The sequence below is a fragment of the Streptomyces sp. NPDC029151 genome (assembly GCF_055564315.1).
Genome location: NZ_JBVHWQ010000003.1, coordinates 660576 through 674970 on the forward strand (window position 1 = coordinate 660576; position 14395 = coordinate 674970).

A 14395-nucleotide genomic window follows, 5' to 3' on the forward strand; every position below is an offset into this window, starting at 1 on the left:
AGGCTGGCCGGATGCCGGTCACCGTACTCCTCGTCGACGACGAACCCCTGGTTCGCGCGGGTCTGCGGGCCGTCCTTGAGGCGCAGCCCGACATCGAGGTGGTGGGCGAGGCGGCCGACGGCGCGGCGGTCATCCCGCTCGTACGGCGACTGCGGCCGGACGTGGTGGCCATGGACGTGCGGATGCCGCTCATGGACGGGATCGAGGCCACGCGCGCGGTGCTGCGCACGGTGCCACAGCCGCCGAGGATCCTCGTCGTGACCACGTTCGAGGACGACGAGTACGTGTACGAGGCGCTGCGTGCGGGCGCCGACGGGTTCCTGCTGAAGCGGGCCCGTCCGGCCGAGATCGTGCACGCGGTGCGGCTGGCCGCGGAGGGCGAGTCGCTGTTGTTCCCGGCCTCCGTACGGCGTCTCGCCGCCCGGTACGGCGACGGCGGCCGGCCGGCGCGGGCCGCGCTGGAGCGGGCCGGGCTGACCGAGCGGGAGGCGGAGGTGCTGCGGCTGATGACCCGGGGGCTGTCGAACGCCGAGATCGCCGCGCGGCTGTTCGTGGGCGCGGAGACGGTGAAGTCGCACGTGAGCGCCGTGCTGGCCAAGCTCGGCGCGCGGGACCGCACCCAGGCGGTGATCGCGGCCTACGAGTCCGGTTTCGTGGAACCGGGGTGACCGAAGGACGCGGCCCGCGGGCCGAACCCGGCACTCGCCGGGGCGGACGGGGCCGAGTACGATCCGGCCAACACGCCCGCGAGCTGGGAGGACGGACGGTGGGGCAGCTGACCGGCGGCGATCCCTCGCTGCTGCGAAGGATCAATTCCGCGGTGGTGCTGCACGCGCTGCGCGCCACGGACTGCGCGACGCTCACCGAGATCACCCGCGTCACCGGACTGTCCCGGCCGACCGTCGAGGGCGTCGTGGAAGGGCTCATCGAGGGCGGGCTGGTGGTGGAGGCGGCGGCCGACGACGGCGGTGCCCGCCGGCAGGGGCGGCCCGCCCGGCGGTTCCGGTTCCGGGCCGAGGCGGGGCATCTGCTGGGGCTGGAGATCGGGCCGCACCGGGTCGCCGCCCTCCTGTCCGACCTGGACGGGCGGGTGCTGGGCGCGCAGGCCAAGGAGGTCGACGAGAAGGCCCCGGCGGACGAACGGCTCGACCGGCTGCGCGGTGCGGTCGCCGAGCTGCTGCGCCGGGCCGGGGTGGCACGCGGCTCGTTGCGGGCGGTGGGCGTGGGGACACCGGGCATCGTGGAGGCCGACGGCACGGTACGGCTGAGCACGGCCCTGCCGCAGTGGACCGGGCTGCGGCTCGGGGAGCGGCTGAGCCGTTCCTTCCGCTGTCCGGTGCTGGTGGAGAACGACGCGAACGCGGCGGCCGTGGCGGAGCACTGGAAGGGCGCGGCGACCGAGACGGACGACGTGGTGTTCGTCCTGGCCGGGCTGAGCCCGGGGGCCGGTTCACTGATCGGGGGGCGGCTGCACCGGGGCTACGGCGGGGCGGCCGGCGAGATCGGCGCGCTGCATCTGCTGGGCCGGGAGGCCACGCCGGAGGCACTGCTGTCCACCACCGACGAGCCGCTGCACCCGCTGGACGAGCAGGCGGTCGCCGAGGTGTTCGCGCTGGCACGCAAGGGCGACCGCAGGGCCCGGGCGGCCGTCGAGCGGTTCATCCAGCGGCTCGTGCACGACGTCGCCGCGCTGGTGCTGGCGCTCGACCCGGAGCTGGTGGTCGTCGGGGGCTGGGCGGCGGGCCTGGACGGCGTCCTGGAGCCGCTGCGGCAGGAACTGGCCCGGTACTGCCTGCGGCCGCCGCGGGTGGCGCTGTCCGTGCTGGGCGAGGCGGCCGTGGCGACGGGGGCGCTGCGGCTGGCGCTGGACCATGTGGAGGAGCAGCTGTTCGCCGTGGAGGGCTCGGTGACGGGCCGTCGGTGACGGGCCGTTCGGTGACGGGCCGTTCGGTGACGGGACAGAGGGGCGTCGCCCCGCCGTCCCGTCCGGAGCGGCGGGGTGCCGCGGTCTTCAGGAAGCGCGCCGCTCCGGGTCGTGGTGTATCTCCACTCCCGCCGATTCACCGAAGGTCAGCCGGCAGGTGTCGGCCCGGTACGTCGCCACCGAGAGTGCCGCCGTGCGGCCCTGGGCGAAGAAGCGGGTAGTGACGACGAGGACGGGCGAGCCGGGGAGCCGGTCGAGTTCCCTGGCGTCGTCCGCGCGGGCGGAGCCGAGTTCGACGGCGCGGTCCTCGCCCTCCAGCGGCAGGTGCTGCAATTCACGCAGCACCGCACGCGCGCGTGCCGCGCCGGACGGGGTGTCGATCGCGGTGAGGCCGGGCACCGAGGCCGCCGGGATGTAGAGCAGTTCCGTGGCGACCTGCTGGCCGTGGGACATGCGGGTGCGGCGGACGGTGTGGACGGTCTCGTCCGGGGCGGTCTCCAGGGCGGCGGCGACGGCCGCGGGCGGTGTCGCCTGGTCGCTGTCGACGGGCTGCCAGGCGTCTCCGGCGGTGCCGGGCCAGGCGTGCTGTTCGGTGCCGACGGACACGCCGACACGCGGCGGCGCCACGGTCGTGCCGACCCCGCGGCGGCGCTGCAGCCGGCCCTCCAGCTCCAGCTGTTCGAGGGCCTGCCGGAGCGTGGCGCGGGCCACGCCGAAACGGGCCGCGAGGTCACGCTCGTTGGGCAGGATCTCACCGACCGAGAATTCGGAGTCCAGTGCCTCGGTGAGCACGGTCTTCAGATGCCAGTACTTCGGTTCCGGTACCGATTCCAGCTGCGTGGTCCCCACCCTGTCCTCCGCAAGAGCCGTGGTCCGGCGGTTTTTGGCGCCCTTGTTTATTAAAGGTTGTTGCACTTCTCTGCGACCATAGGGCGGCCGTCACCCTTGGTCAAGACCAATCGTCGATCCCCGCCCGAACGCACGGGCGCCCTGCCACGGAGCGTTCATGAGGCGTTCGCAGGCGGCGCGGCGGGTGACGGCACGGCAAAGCCCCCGTCACACGACGGGGGCCTGCGGACGGGCCGAGCGCGCGGGGGGCCGGACCGGGCGCGCGGGGGGCCGGAGCGGGCGCGCGGGGGCGGTGGCGCCCCCTCGCCTGATCAGCCGCCGGTGAGGTGCCGGAGCTTGTCCGGGTTGCGGACCACGTAGACGGCGGTGACACGGCCGTCGGCGATGTCCACCTGGAACAGGCTGTCGGGCTTGTCGTCGACCAGGACCAGCGCGGCGGGGCCGCCGTTGACCTCCAGGGGCCGGACGGACAGTCCGGCCGGGAGCTTGCGCGCGGCGCCGATGAGGAAGCGGGCGACCTTGTCGGCGGTGTGCAGGGTGCGCAGCGGCGCCTTGGCCTTGCCGCCGCTGTCGCCGACCAGGCGGACGTCCGGGGCGAGCAGGGACATCAGCCCGGCCAGGTCGCCCTCGGCCGCGGCGGCGAGGAAACGCTCGGTCAGGTCACGGCGCCGGGCGGGGTCGACCTCGTACCGCGGGCGCCGTTCGGCCACGTGCCGGCGGGCCCGTCCGGCGAGCTGCCGTACCGCGGGCTCGGCGCGGCCGAGGAGCGCGGCGATCTCGGCGTACGGGTAGCCGAAGGCCTCCCGGAGCACGAACACGGCCCGCTCCAGCGGGGACAGGGACTCCAGGACGACCAGGACGGCCAGGGAGACCGTGTCGGCGAGCACGGCGCGGTCCGCGGAGTCGGGAGCGGTGTCGGCGAATTCGGTGAGGTACGGCTCGGGCAGCCACGGCCCGACGTACGCCTCGCCGCGCGACTGCACCTGGCGGAGCCGGTCGATGGCCAACCGGGTGGTGATGCGCACCAGGTAGGCGCGCGGTTCGCGGACCTCGCCCCGGTCGGCCCGGTACCAGCGCAGCCAGGCCTCCTGGACCACGTCCTCGGCGTCGGCGACCCGGCCGAGCATGCGGTAGGCGACTCCCGTGAGCAGGGGCCGGTGCTCTTCGAAGACGTCGGTGGCCGGGTCGGCGGCTGGGTCTGCGGTCACGGGTCCATCCCATCCGACACGCCCTCCGCTGTCCACCCGGAATGCCCGGCTCCAGGGGCGGTACGGATCACAATGACCGCGGGCCGCCGGCGGGCGGCGGCCGGCGACCGTGAGGTGGGCGATGCGGTACGGGGTGCTGGGCACGGGCGAGGTGGGCCGCACCCTGGCCGGCCGGCTGCTGGAGCTGGGCCACGAGGTGACCCTCGGTTCGCGCACCCGGGACAACCCGGTGGCCGTGGAGTGGGCGACGGCCGAGGCCGGGCGGGCCCACGCGGGGACGTTCGCGGACGCGGCGGCCGCGGGCGAGGTGGTGGTGAGCGCGGTGGGCGGCCGGGTGGCGCTGGACGCGCTGCGGGCGGCGGGCGCGGAGCGCCTGGACGGCAAGGTGCTGGTGGACGTCTCCAATCCGCTGTCGTTCGAGGACGGGCAGCCGCGGCTGGACCCGGTGGAGTCGGACAGCGTGGGCGAGCGGATCCAGCGGGCGTTCCCGCACGCGCGCGTGGTGAAGGCGCTGAACACGGTCAACTGCCGGGTGATGGTGGATCCGGGACGGGTGCCGGGCGAGCACCAGCTGTTCGTGTGCGGGGACGACACCGGGGCGAAGGAGCAGGTGACGGCGCTGCTCGGGGAGTTCGGCTGGCCGGCCGGGCGGGTGCTGGACCTCGGTGGGATCCGGTCGGCGCGGGCGGTGGAGATGTATCTGCCGCTGTGGCTCACCCTGTTCCGCCGCTTCGGGGACGCCGACTTCAACATCGAGGTGCGCCGGGCGCGTTGAGGGGCGGACCGGGCGTTCGCACCCCGGGGGCTACCCGTCGGTAGTAATTGCTGACAAGCTGTCTACGGCGTCCGTCAGCAGCCCAGACGAGGAGCACCCCCATGTCCGCCACCGTCTCCTTCACGGTCCCCGCCCCGCACGGCCCCGGTGACGTCACCGTGTCCTACGCGCGCGTGGGCCGCGGCGAACCGCTGGTCCTGCTGCACGGCATCGGCCATCACCGGCAGGCCTGGGACCCGGTCGTGGACATCCTGGCCACCGAGCGCGAGGTGATCGCCGTGGACCTGCCGGGCTTCGGCGCGTCCCCGGCGCTGCCGGACGGCCTGGCCTACGACCTGCCCACCACCAACGCCGTCCTCGGCGCCCTGTTCGAGGCGCTGGAGCTGGACCGTCCGCACGTCGCCGGCAACTCGCTGGGCGGGCTGCTCGCCCTGGAGCTGGGCCGGGAGAAGCTCGTACGGTCCGTGACCGCCCTGTCCCCGGCCGGTTTCTGGTCGGAGGCCGAGCGGCGGTACGCCTTCGCGGTGCTGCTCGCGATGCGCGGGATCGCCCGGCGGCTGCCGCTGCCCCTGGTGCAGCGGCTGTCCCGTACGGCGGCCGGCCGTACGGCGCTGACCAGCACCATCTACGCCCGCCCCGGGCGCCGTTCCCCTGAGGCGGTGGTCGCCGAGACGCTCGCGCTCGTCGGGGCCGACGGGTTCGGGGCGACCCTGCGGGCGGGCGCCGCCGTCCGCTTCACCGACGGCCTGCCGGGCCTGCCGGTCACGGTGGCCTGGGGCACCCGGGACCGGATCCTGGTGCGCCGCCAGGGCGTACGCGCCAAGCAGCTGATCCCGCACGCCCGGCTGGTCCGGCTGCCCGGCTGCGGCCACTGCCCGATGAACGACGACCCGGCCCTGGTCGCGCGCGTCATCCTGGACGGCAGCCGCTGACGTCCTCCGGGCGCCTCCGCGCCGGCGCCTCCCGCCCGGCCGGCTCGGGAGGGTCTTGGGGAAGTCCGTGCGGGTCGCGGCACGCCGGCCCTGCCTCCCCCGGCCCGCCCCGGCCACTCCGGCCTCCTCGCGCCTCCTCCGACCGCCTCCGACCGCCTCCGACCACCCGTGACCGCTCCCCACCGCCCCTGACTGCCGCCCAGCCGACCGGAGTTCACCTCCGGTTCGCGTGCGCGCCTCGGTGCCCCAGTAGGTGTGGCTCCGCACACTGGCCGGATCCCGTCCCTGGAGGCGCAGCCATGTCCCACCGTCCCTTCCCCGGCCGCCGCAGCGTCCTGCGCGGCTCCCTCGCCGCGTCGGCGGCCCTGACCCTGCCCGTGGGCGCCGGAGCGGCCCCGGCGTTCGCCCGCTCCGGACGCCCGGAGGCGGGCTGGGGCGTGCAGACCGGTGACGTGACCGCCGACTCCGCTCTGGTGTGGGTGCGTTCGGACCGGCCGGCCCGGATGATCGTGGAGACCTCGGCCACCGAGTCCTTCCGCAACCCGCGCCGCCTGCACGGCCCGCTGCTCGGCGTCGGCACGGACTTCACCGGCACCACCCGGCTGCACGGCCTGCCCTCCGGCGAGCAGATCCACTACCGGGTGCTGCTCGCCGACCCGGACGACCCGCGCCGCACGGGCGAGCCCGTGACCGGCACCTTCCGCACCGTCTCGCGGCGCCGCCGGGACGGCGTGCGGTTCCTGTGGTCGGGCGACCTGGCCGGACAGGGCTGGGGCATCAACCCGGACCTCGGCGGCTACCGCATCTACGACGCCATGGCGAAGCTGGACCCGGACTTCTTCCTGTGCAGCGGCGACACCATCTACGCCGACGGCCCCATCAGCGCCGCCCAGGCGCTGCCCGACGGCGGTACCTGGCGGAACATCACCACCGAGGAGAAGTCGAAGGTCGCCGAGACCCTCGCCGAGTACCGGGGCAACTTCTGCTACAACCTGCTCGACGCCAACCTCCGCCGGTTCAACGCCCAGGTGCCCTCGGTCGTCCAGTGGGACGACCACGAGGTCCGCAACAACTGGTACCCGGGCGAGGTGATCGCCTCGACCGACACCCGCTACACCGAGAAGAGCGTCGACGTCCTCGCGGCGCGCGCCCGGCGGGCGTTCAGCGAGTACGTCCCGCTGTCCACCCTGCGTCCGGGCGCGCGGGAGGGCCGGGTCTACCGGGTGCTGCGCCAGGGCCCCCTGCTGGACGTCTTCGTGCTCGACATGCGCACCTACCGCGACGCCAACTCCCCCGACGACCGGACGACCGACCCGCAGGGCATCCTCGGCCGGGAGCAGCTGGAGTGGCTCAAACGGGAGCTGGCCCGGTCACGCGCGGTGTGGAAGGTGATCGCCGCCGACATGCCGCTCGGTCTCGTCGTACCGGACCCGACGGAGGGCAGGCCGAACTTCGAGGCGGTGGCGCAGGGCGATCCGGGGGCGCCGCTCGGCCGGGAGCTGCAGATCGCCGAGCTGCTGCGGTTCGTCAAGCACCGGCGGATCACCGGCACGCTGTGGCTGACGGCGGACGTGCACCACACCTCCGCCCAGCACTACCAGCCGTCCCGGGCCGCGTTCACCGACTTCGAGCCGTTCTGGGAGTTCGTCTCCGGCCCGCTGAACGCGGGTGCCTTCCCGGCGAGCGCGCTGGACGGCACCTTCGGCCCGGAGCGGGTGTTCGTGAAGGCGCCGGCCACGCCGAACGTCTCGCCCGCGGGCGGCTACCAGTTCTTCGGCGAGGTCGACATCGACGGGGAGAGCGGGGAGCTGACGGTACGGCTGCGGGAGCAGGACGGCACCGTGCTGTTCACGCGGACCCTGCAGCCGGGCCGCGTCGGTCAGTAGGGCCGGCCACGAGCTCAACCATGGAAAGGGCAACAAAAGGACAGCAAAAGGGGCGGAGCATGCTTAACCCATCGGTCACAATCAGTTCGTGATCACGCAACACCGTTCCTCCACAGTGGTTGCATGACTCCAGAAATGCCTGATGTGACCCGGGCCAGGCACGGGCGGCCCGTGCACCACTGGCGGCGGGACGTCGTCGAACTCGCCGCGCTCTTCACCGCCGTGGCCGTCGCGGACGCGGTGGCGAACCTGATCGGGCACGGGCCGGACGGCCCGGCCCTGCTGGTGATCTCGGCCGTCGTACTGGCCGCGACGGCGGGATTCCACGTGTGGTGGTCACGCCGCCACGGACACGCCCCGCCGGTGAGCGATACCGGTGCCCGGCCGGCCGCCGAGACGCGGCCGTCCGGGCAGCCCGCCGACGGGGAGGCCGGCACCTGCGAGGACCCCGGCACGCTGTGGCGGATGCGGACGACGGTGAAGGACGAGCCGGGTTCGCTGGCCGCCCTGTGCGCGGCGCTCGCCGGGCAGCGGGTGGACATCCTGAGCCTGCAGACGCACCCGCTGGCCGACGGCACGGTGGACGAGTTCCTGCTGCGGGCGCCGGGTGCGCTCTCGGCGGCCGGGATCACCCGGGCGGTCGCCTCGGCCGGGGGTACGGCCACCTGGATCGAGCGGGCCGACGCCCACGACCTGGTCGACGTGCCCACCCGGGTGCTCGGCCTGGCCGCCCGCACCGCCCTGGACACCTCCGAACTCCCTTTGGCTCTGCGCCAGTTGCTGGGACGCTGCACGATCCGTTCGCTGCCCGGCGCACCGGCCGGCGGCGGCCGTGGTCCGGCGCCGGTGCCGGTCGAGGGTGTGCTGGAGGACACCGTGATGCGGCTGCCGGCGCCCGAGGGCGGCGTGCTCACCGTGGAGCGGCCGTACCTCCCCTTCACCCCCGCCGAGTTCGCCCGCGCCCGGGCGCTGGTGGAGCTGGACGGCCGGCTCGGGCCGCGGATCCCCGACGGCCAGGACGTGCTGACCCTGCCCGAGGGCAACGACATCACCGTGCGCCGGGTGGACACCGGGGACCTGGCCGCGGCCCGGGCGATGCACGACCGGTGCTCGCCGCACACCCTCGGCATGCGCTACCACGGCCCGGTCGGTGACGCGGACCGCTATCTGAACCACCTGCTCAGCCCCCGTTTCGGCCGGACGCTGGCCGCGCAGACCGCCTCGGGAAGGATCGTCGGCCTCGGGCATCTGCTGTGGGACAGCGACGAGACCGAGGTCGCGCTGCTGGTCGAGGACGAGTGGCAGCGGCGGGGCGTGGGCGGCGAGCTGCTCGGCCGGCTGGTGGCGATGGCGGCGGACGCCGGCTGCGCGAGCGTGTACGCCGTGACCAAGGCGTCCAACACCGGCATGGTCGCCGCGATGCGCGGCCTGGGCCTGCCCCTGGACTACCAGGTGGAGGAGGGCACGCTGGTGATCACGGCCCGCCTGGACACGACACCGGCGACCCCGATGCCCCGCCCGGCCTCAGGCCGCTCGGCGCCCGGCCTGTAGCCGCCGCGGAGCCTGACGCCACGGCGGGGCCTCAGGCCGCGGCGGGGCCTCAGGCCGCAGCAGGGCCTTAGGCCGCGGCGGGGGCCGCACGGCCTGAGGTCACCGCACTGGGGCCACCGCACTGGGCCACCTCACGGGACTGCCCCCGCACGGGACTGCCCCCGCACGGAGACGGCACCGCGCCCTCCGGCCGACGCACCGGCGGTCCCCCGCGCGACGGATCCCCGCGCAACCGTCCCGCCGGGCCCCGCGCGACCGTACCGCCGGACGCCACGCGGCCGTGCCGCGGGCCCCGCTTCGACCGTCCCACCGGACCCCGCGCGGCCGTGCCCGGGGCTCCGTGCGGCCGTGCCCGGGGCTCCGTGCGGCCGTGCCCGGGGCTGCGTGCGGCCGTGCCCCGGACCCCGCGCGGCCGTCCCGCCTGACCCCACGCGACCGCCCCGCCTGACCCCACGCGACCGTCCCGCCGGGTTCCGCGCCACCGTCCCGCCGGACCCCGCGCGACCGTGCCCCGGACCCCGCGACGACCGCCCCGCCTGACCCCACGCCACCGTCCCGCCGGACCCCGCGACGACCGCCCCGCCGGACCCCACGCCACCGTCCCGCCGGACCCCGCCACGACCGCCCCGCCGGACCCCACGCCACCGTCCCGCCGGACCCCGCCACGACCGTCCCGCCGGACCCCACGCGGCCGTGCCCCGGGCTCCGTGCGGCCGTCACCCGGGGCCCCGCCCCTCAGCGCACCGCCTCCCGCAGCGGTGTCACCTGCCGGTCCCGCACACCCCCCAGGGCCTGGTCCAGGTCCGCCCAGAGGTCGTCCACGTCCTCCAGGCCCACCGACAGCCGCAGCAGACGGTCGCTCACGCCCGCCCCGCGCCGGTCGTCGGCGTCCACGATGCGGTGGCTGATGGACGCGGGGTGCTGGATGAGCGTGTCGACGCTGCCCAGGCTCACCGCGGGGGTGACGAGACGGACCCGGGAGATCACCTCGTGCGGGTCGCCGTGCACCTCGAAGGCGATCATCGCGCCGCCCAGCCGCGGATAGCGGACCCGGGCCACGCGCGGATCGGCGGCCAGCCGGCGGGCCAGCACGGCGGCGTTCGCGGAGGCGGCCCGCACCCGGACCGGGAGCGTGGACAGCCCGCGCAGCAGCAGGTAGCCGGCCAGTGGATGCAGGACTCCCCCGGTGGCGAACCGTATCTGCCGCAGCCGGCCCGCGAACTCCTCGTCACAGGCGACCACCCCGGCCAGCACGTCGCCGTGCCCGCCGAGGTACTTGGTGGCGCTGTGCAGCACCATCCGGGCGCCCTGCTCGGCCGGACGCTGGAGCACGGGCGTGGCGAAGGTGTTGTCGGCGAGCAGCGGCACCGAACCGCAGGCGTGGGCGATCGCCCGCAGGTCGAGTTCGGCGAGGGTCGGGTTGGCCGGGGACTCGACCATCACCAGGCCGGTGTCCGGGCGCAGCGCGTCGCCGATGCCGGCCGGGTCGGTCCAGGTGACCTCCGTGCCGAGCAGCCCCGCGGTGAGCAGGTGGTCGCTGCAGCCGTACAGCGGCCGTACCGCGACCACATGGCGCAGGCCCATGGCGGACCGGGCGAGGAGGACGGCGCTGAGGGCGGCCATGCCACTGGCGAAGGCGACGGCGGACTCGGTGCCCTCCAGACGGGCGAGCGCGGTCTCGAAGCGGGCGACGGTCGGGTTGCCGAGGCGGCCGTAGACCGGCGGTCCCACCGGGTCGGCGCCGTCGGTGGCGAAGGCGTCGATGCGGGCGGCCTCGGCGCGGCTGTCGTAGGAGGGGTAGGTGGTGGACAGGTCGATCGGCGGGGCGTGCAGGCCCTGGCGGGCGAGGTCGTCACGGCCGGCGTGCACGGCCTCGGTGGCCAGCGCTCTCGGTGCGGTGCCTACTCCGTCGTAGTCACTCAGGCTCGATGTGTCCATGGCGGGAGGGTGAACATCGAACGGTTCTCTGGGATCGAACACCGTGCTACGTTCGGCCGGTGGCCGAATCCGTCGTACTGGATCCGGTCGATCTGCATCTGTTGCGGCTGTTGCAGAACGACGCCCGGATCACCTACCGCGACCTCGCCGCCCAGGTGGGCGTGGCGCCGTCGACCTGCCTGGACCGGGTGACCCGGTTGCGCCGGTCGGGCGTGATCCTCGGCCACCGGCTGCGGCTGGATCCCGCCAGGCTCGGGCGGGGCCTGCAGGCGCTGCTGTCGGTGCAGGTACGACCGCACCGGCGGGAGCTGGTGGGCCCGTTCGTGGAGCGGATCCGGGCGCTGCCGGAGGCACGGACGGTGTTCCATCTGACCGGTCCCGACGACTACCTGGTGCATGTCGCCGTCGCGGACATGGCCGACCTCCAGCGGCTGGTGCTGGACGAGTTCACCGCGCGGCGCGAGGTGGCCCGGGTGGAGACCCGGCTGATCTTCCAGCAGTGGGAGTGCGGGCCGCTGCTGCCGCCCGGCCACGCCCAGAGCTGAATCCCGGCAAACGCGGGTGACGCGGTGATCCTCCGCGTACGAGGATGGGCCGCATGTCTGAGACCCAGATTCCCCTGCCCCGCCAGGTCGCCGACGCCTACGTCGACGACCTCATCGCCCTCGACCCGGTCACCGGTACGTACCTCGGTGTGAAGGAGAGTTCGAGCAGGCTCCCCGACTACTCGCCGGCCGGTCAGGAGGCCCTGGCGGAGCTGGCGCGGGCCACGCTCGCCAGGCTGGACGAGGCGGAACGGCAACCCGGTGCGGACAGCGACGTGGAGCGGCGCTGCGGACGGCTGCTGCGGGAGCGGCTGACCGCCGAACTCGCCGTGCACGACGCGGAGGAACACCTGCGCCGGATCGGCAACATGGACACGCCCGGCCACGCGGTCCGGGAGATCTTCACGGTCACCCCGGCGGAGACGGAGGAGGACTGGGCGGCGATCGCGCGGCGTCTGCGCGCGGTCCCGGGCGCGCTCGCGGGCTACCGCGCGTCCCTGGAACTCGGCCTGGAGCGCAAGCTGTTCGCCGCGCCCCGGCCGACGGCGACCTTCATCGGCCAGCTCACCGAGTGGACGGGCACGGACGGCGAGGGGCGCGGCTGGTACGAGGACTTCGCCGCCGCGGGCCCGGAGGCGCTGCGCGCCGAGCTGGACGAGGCCGCGCGGACCGCGACCGCCGCCCTGGTGGAGCTGCGGAACTGGCTGCGGGACGTGTACGCGCCGGCGATCGAGGGCGCGCCGAACGTGGTCGGCCGGGAGCGGTACGCGCGCTGGGCCCGCTACTTCAACGGCACGGACCTCGACCTGGACGAGGCGTACGCGTACGGCTGGGCGGAGTTCCACCGCATCCTCGGCGAGATGCGGAAGGAGGCGGAGAAGATCCTGCCCGACGCCGCGACGCCGTGGGCGGCACTCGCCCACCTGGACGAGCACGGCCGGCACATCGAGGGCGTGGACGAGGTCCGGGAGTGGCTCCAGGGCCTGATGGACAGGGCGATCGCGGAACTGGACGGCACCCACTTCGACCTCGCCGAGCGGGTGCGGAGGGTGGAGTCCTGCATCGCCCCGCCCGGTGGCGCGGCGGCCCCCTACTACACGGCGCCGTCGGAGGACTTCTCCCGGCCGGGCCGCACCTGGCTGCCCACGATGGGCCTGACCCGCTTCCCCGTCTACGACCTCGTGTCGACCTGGTACCACGAGGGCGTGCCCGGCCATCACCTCCAGCTCGCGCAGTGGGCGCACGTGGCCGAGGACCTCTCCCGCTACCAGGCGACGATCGGCGGGGTCAGCGCCAACGCGGAGGGCTGGGCGCTGTACGCGGAGCGGCTGATGGACGAGCTGGGGTACCTCACGGACCCGGAGGAGCGGCTCGGCTACCTGGACGCGCAGATGATGCGGGCGGCCCGGGTGATCGTGGACATCGGCATGCACCTGGAGCTGGAGATCCCGGCGGACTCGCCGTTCCACCCCGGTGAGCGGTGGACGCCGGAGCTGGCCGAGGAGTTCTTCGGCCTGCACAGCAGCCGGCCGGCGGACTACGTGGAGAGCGAGCTGACCCGGTACCTGACGATCCCGGGCCAGGCGATCGGCTACAAGCTCGGCGAGCGGGCGTGGCTGCTGGGCCGGGAGAAGGCCCGGGAGCGGCACGGCGACGCCTTCGACCTGAAGGCCTGGCACATGGCGGCCCTGTCGCAGGGCTCGCTGGGCCTGGACGACCTGGTGGACGAGCTGTCCCGCCTCTGACGGCGCGGCACCTCGGCCGCATCCCGGCGGGGACCACGCGGCCGTGGCCGCGTGGTCCCCGCCGGTGGCGTACCCGGTGCCGGGGAACGGTGCTCGGCCGAACGGGCGTCCTCCGCTGGCGCGGGCGTGGGGCAGGCGGCTAGCTGGTGCCGGGGGCCGATGCGGAAGGCGGGCCGGACATGGAGGAGACAGGTACGGGGCCGGGGCGGCGGGAAGAGAAGGGGCCGGGGCGGCGGGAGGAGAAGGGGCCGGGGCGGCGGGAGGAGACGGGGACCGGGCCGCGGACACCGTGGGCCGCGGGGCTGGCCGGAGTGGTCTTCGCGCTGCTCCTGGCGGCGGCGATGGTCCTGGTCAGGCTGGGGATCCCGGAGGGCGCCGACGCGGCCGCCGCGACCGGGTTCACGGACCCGGCGCGGCGGGACGCGCTGCGGGCGGCCCTCGCGCTCGTACCGTTCGCCGGGATCTTCTTCCTGTGGTTCATCGGCGTGATCCGCGCGCACGTCGGCGCGGGCGAGGACAGGTTCCTCGCCACCGTCTTCCTCGGCAGCGGGCTGGTGTTCACCGCCACGCTGTTCGCCGCCGCCGCCGCGGCGAGCGCCGTACTCGTCGTGGACCACCCCGCCGGCCTGCCGCCGGTGCCCGGCACCTGGGACTTCGGCCGCCACTTCGCGTACACCTTGATGACGGAGTACGCCATGCGGATGGCGGCCGTCTTCGTGTCCTCCATGTCGGTCATGGGCCGCCGCCTCAGGATCCTGCCCCGCTGGCTCACCGTCCTCGGCCTCCTCACCGCCCTGACGCTGCTGTTCGCCTCCTCGAACGTGCCCTGGGCGGAACTCGTCTTCCCCGCGTGGTCGCTGCTGCTCAGCGTGCACATCCTGGCGGCGGGCCGGGGCGCCCGGACCCGTACGGATCCCGTGTAGGGCCGCCGGCCGCTCACTCGATCGGCGTGCCCGGCGCGCGCACGCCCCGCCTCGGCTCGCATGCTGGCGTGCGGGGGGACGACCGCCGTCCGCAGCCGCCCGCGCGAGCCGCGTGGGAC

General features: G+C 74.9%; 12 protein-coding genes. 9 read left to right on the plus strand and 3 right to left on the minus strand.

All coding sequences use genetic code 11. The features are described 5' to 3' along the window. Window positions 1-11 precede the first annotated feature (11 nt). Window positions 12-668 (plus strand): response regulator, encoded by a 657-nt coding sequence (locus ACZ4VF_RS15985; RefSeq protein ID WP_467926418.1) that lies wholly within the window; start codon window positions 12-14, stop codon window positions 666-668. A gap of 98 nt (window positions 669-766) precedes the next feature. Next, window positions 767-1924, plus strand: coding sequence for an ROK family transcriptional regulator (locus ACZ4VF_RS15990; RefSeq protein ID WP_467926420.1), 1158 nt, complete (start codon window positions 767-769; stop codon window positions 1922-1924). 87 nt (window positions 1925-2011) lie between these two features. Here ACZ4VF_RS15990 and ACZ4VF_RS15995 read toward each other — a convergent pair whose 3' ends face one another. Both ACZ4VF_RS15995 and ACZ4VF_RS16000 read right to left on the minus strand, forming a co-directional pair. Next, entirely contained in the window at window positions 2012-2773 is a 762-nt protein-coding gene (locus tag ACZ4VF_RS15995; RefSeq protein WP_467926421.1) for a GntR family transcriptional regulator, read from the minus strand. 311 nt (window positions 2774-3084) lie between these two features. Further along, on the minus strand, window positions 3085-3981 hold the full coding sequence (locus ACZ4VF_RS16000) for an RNA polymerase sigma-70 factor (protein WP_467926423.1): 897 nt from the start codon (window positions 3979-3981) through the stop codon (window positions 3085-3087). 121 nt (window positions 3982-4102) lie between these two features. On the opposite strand from ACZ4VF_RS16000, the gene ACZ4VF_RS16005 reads away from it, so the two are divergent. The 4 genes from ACZ4VF_RS16005 (at window position 4103) to ACZ4VF_RS16020 (ending at window position 9125) form a co-directional block, all read left to right on the plus strand. Beyond that, the gene (locus tag ACZ4VF_RS16005; RefSeq protein WP_467926424.1) at window positions 4103-4756 is read left to right on the plus strand and encodes an NADPH-dependent F420 reductase; all 654 of its coding nucleotides are present in this window, start codon (window positions 4103-4105) and stop codon (window positions 4754-4756) included. A 101-nt stretch (window positions 4757-4857) separates the two neighbouring features. Further along, window positions 4858-5688 carry an alpha/beta fold hydrolase gene (locus ACZ4VF_RS16010; protein WP_467926425.1) on the plus strand — a complete coding sequence of 277 codons (831 nt, stop codon included), beginning with the start codon at window positions 4858-4860 and terminating at the stop codon, window positions 5686-5688. A gap of 299 nt (window positions 5689-5987) precedes the next feature. Then, complete coding sequence (locus tag ACZ4VF_RS16015; RefSeq protein WP_467926426.1) at window positions 5988-7574, plus strand: alkaline phosphatase D family protein; 1587 nt, start codon at window positions 5988-5990, stop codon at window positions 7572-7574. Between the two features lie 123 nt (window positions 7575-7697). Further along, window positions 7698-9125 carry a GNAT family N-acetyltransferase gene (locus ACZ4VF_RS16020; protein WP_467926428.1) on the plus strand — a complete coding sequence of 476 codons (1428 nt, stop codon included), beginning with the start codon at window positions 7698-7700 and terminating at the stop codon, window positions 9123-9125. A 735-nt stretch (window positions 9126-9860) separates the two neighbouring features. On the opposite strand, the gene ACZ4VF_RS16025 is transcribed toward ACZ4VF_RS16020, so the two are convergent. Then, on the minus strand, window positions 9861-11063 hold the full coding sequence (locus ACZ4VF_RS16025; RefSeq protein WP_467926429.1) for a trans-sulfuration enzyme family protein: 1203 nt from the start codon (window positions 11061-11063) through the stop codon (window positions 9861-9863). A gap of 59 nt (window positions 11064-11122) precedes the next feature. On the opposite strand from ACZ4VF_RS16025, the gene ACZ4VF_RS16030 reads away from it, so the two are divergent. The 3 genes from ACZ4VF_RS16030 to ACZ4VF_RS16040 all read left to right on the plus strand — a co-directional run bounded on the left by ACZ4VF_RS16030 (window position 11123) and on the right by ACZ4VF_RS16040 (window position 14276). After that, window positions 11123-11608, plus strand: coding sequence for an Lrp/AsnC family transcriptional regulator (locus tag ACZ4VF_RS16030; protein ID WP_467926430.1), 486 nt, complete (start codon window positions 11123-11125; stop codon window positions 11606-11608). Between the two features lie 53 nt (window positions 11609-11661). Further along, on the plus strand, window positions 11662-13353 hold the full coding sequence (locus ACZ4VF_RS16035; protein WP_467926432.1) for a DUF885 domain-containing protein: 1692 nt from the start codon (window positions 11662-11664) through the stop codon (window positions 13351-13353). A 179-nt stretch (window positions 13354-13532) separates the two neighbouring features. Then, the gene (locus ACZ4VF_RS16040) at window positions 13533-14276 is read left to right on the plus strand and encodes a hypothetical protein (RefSeq protein ID WP_467926433.1); all 744 of its coding nucleotides are present in this window, start codon (window positions 13533-13535) and stop codon (window positions 14274-14276) included. The last annotated feature ends 119 nt before the right edge of the window (window positions 14277-14395 follow it).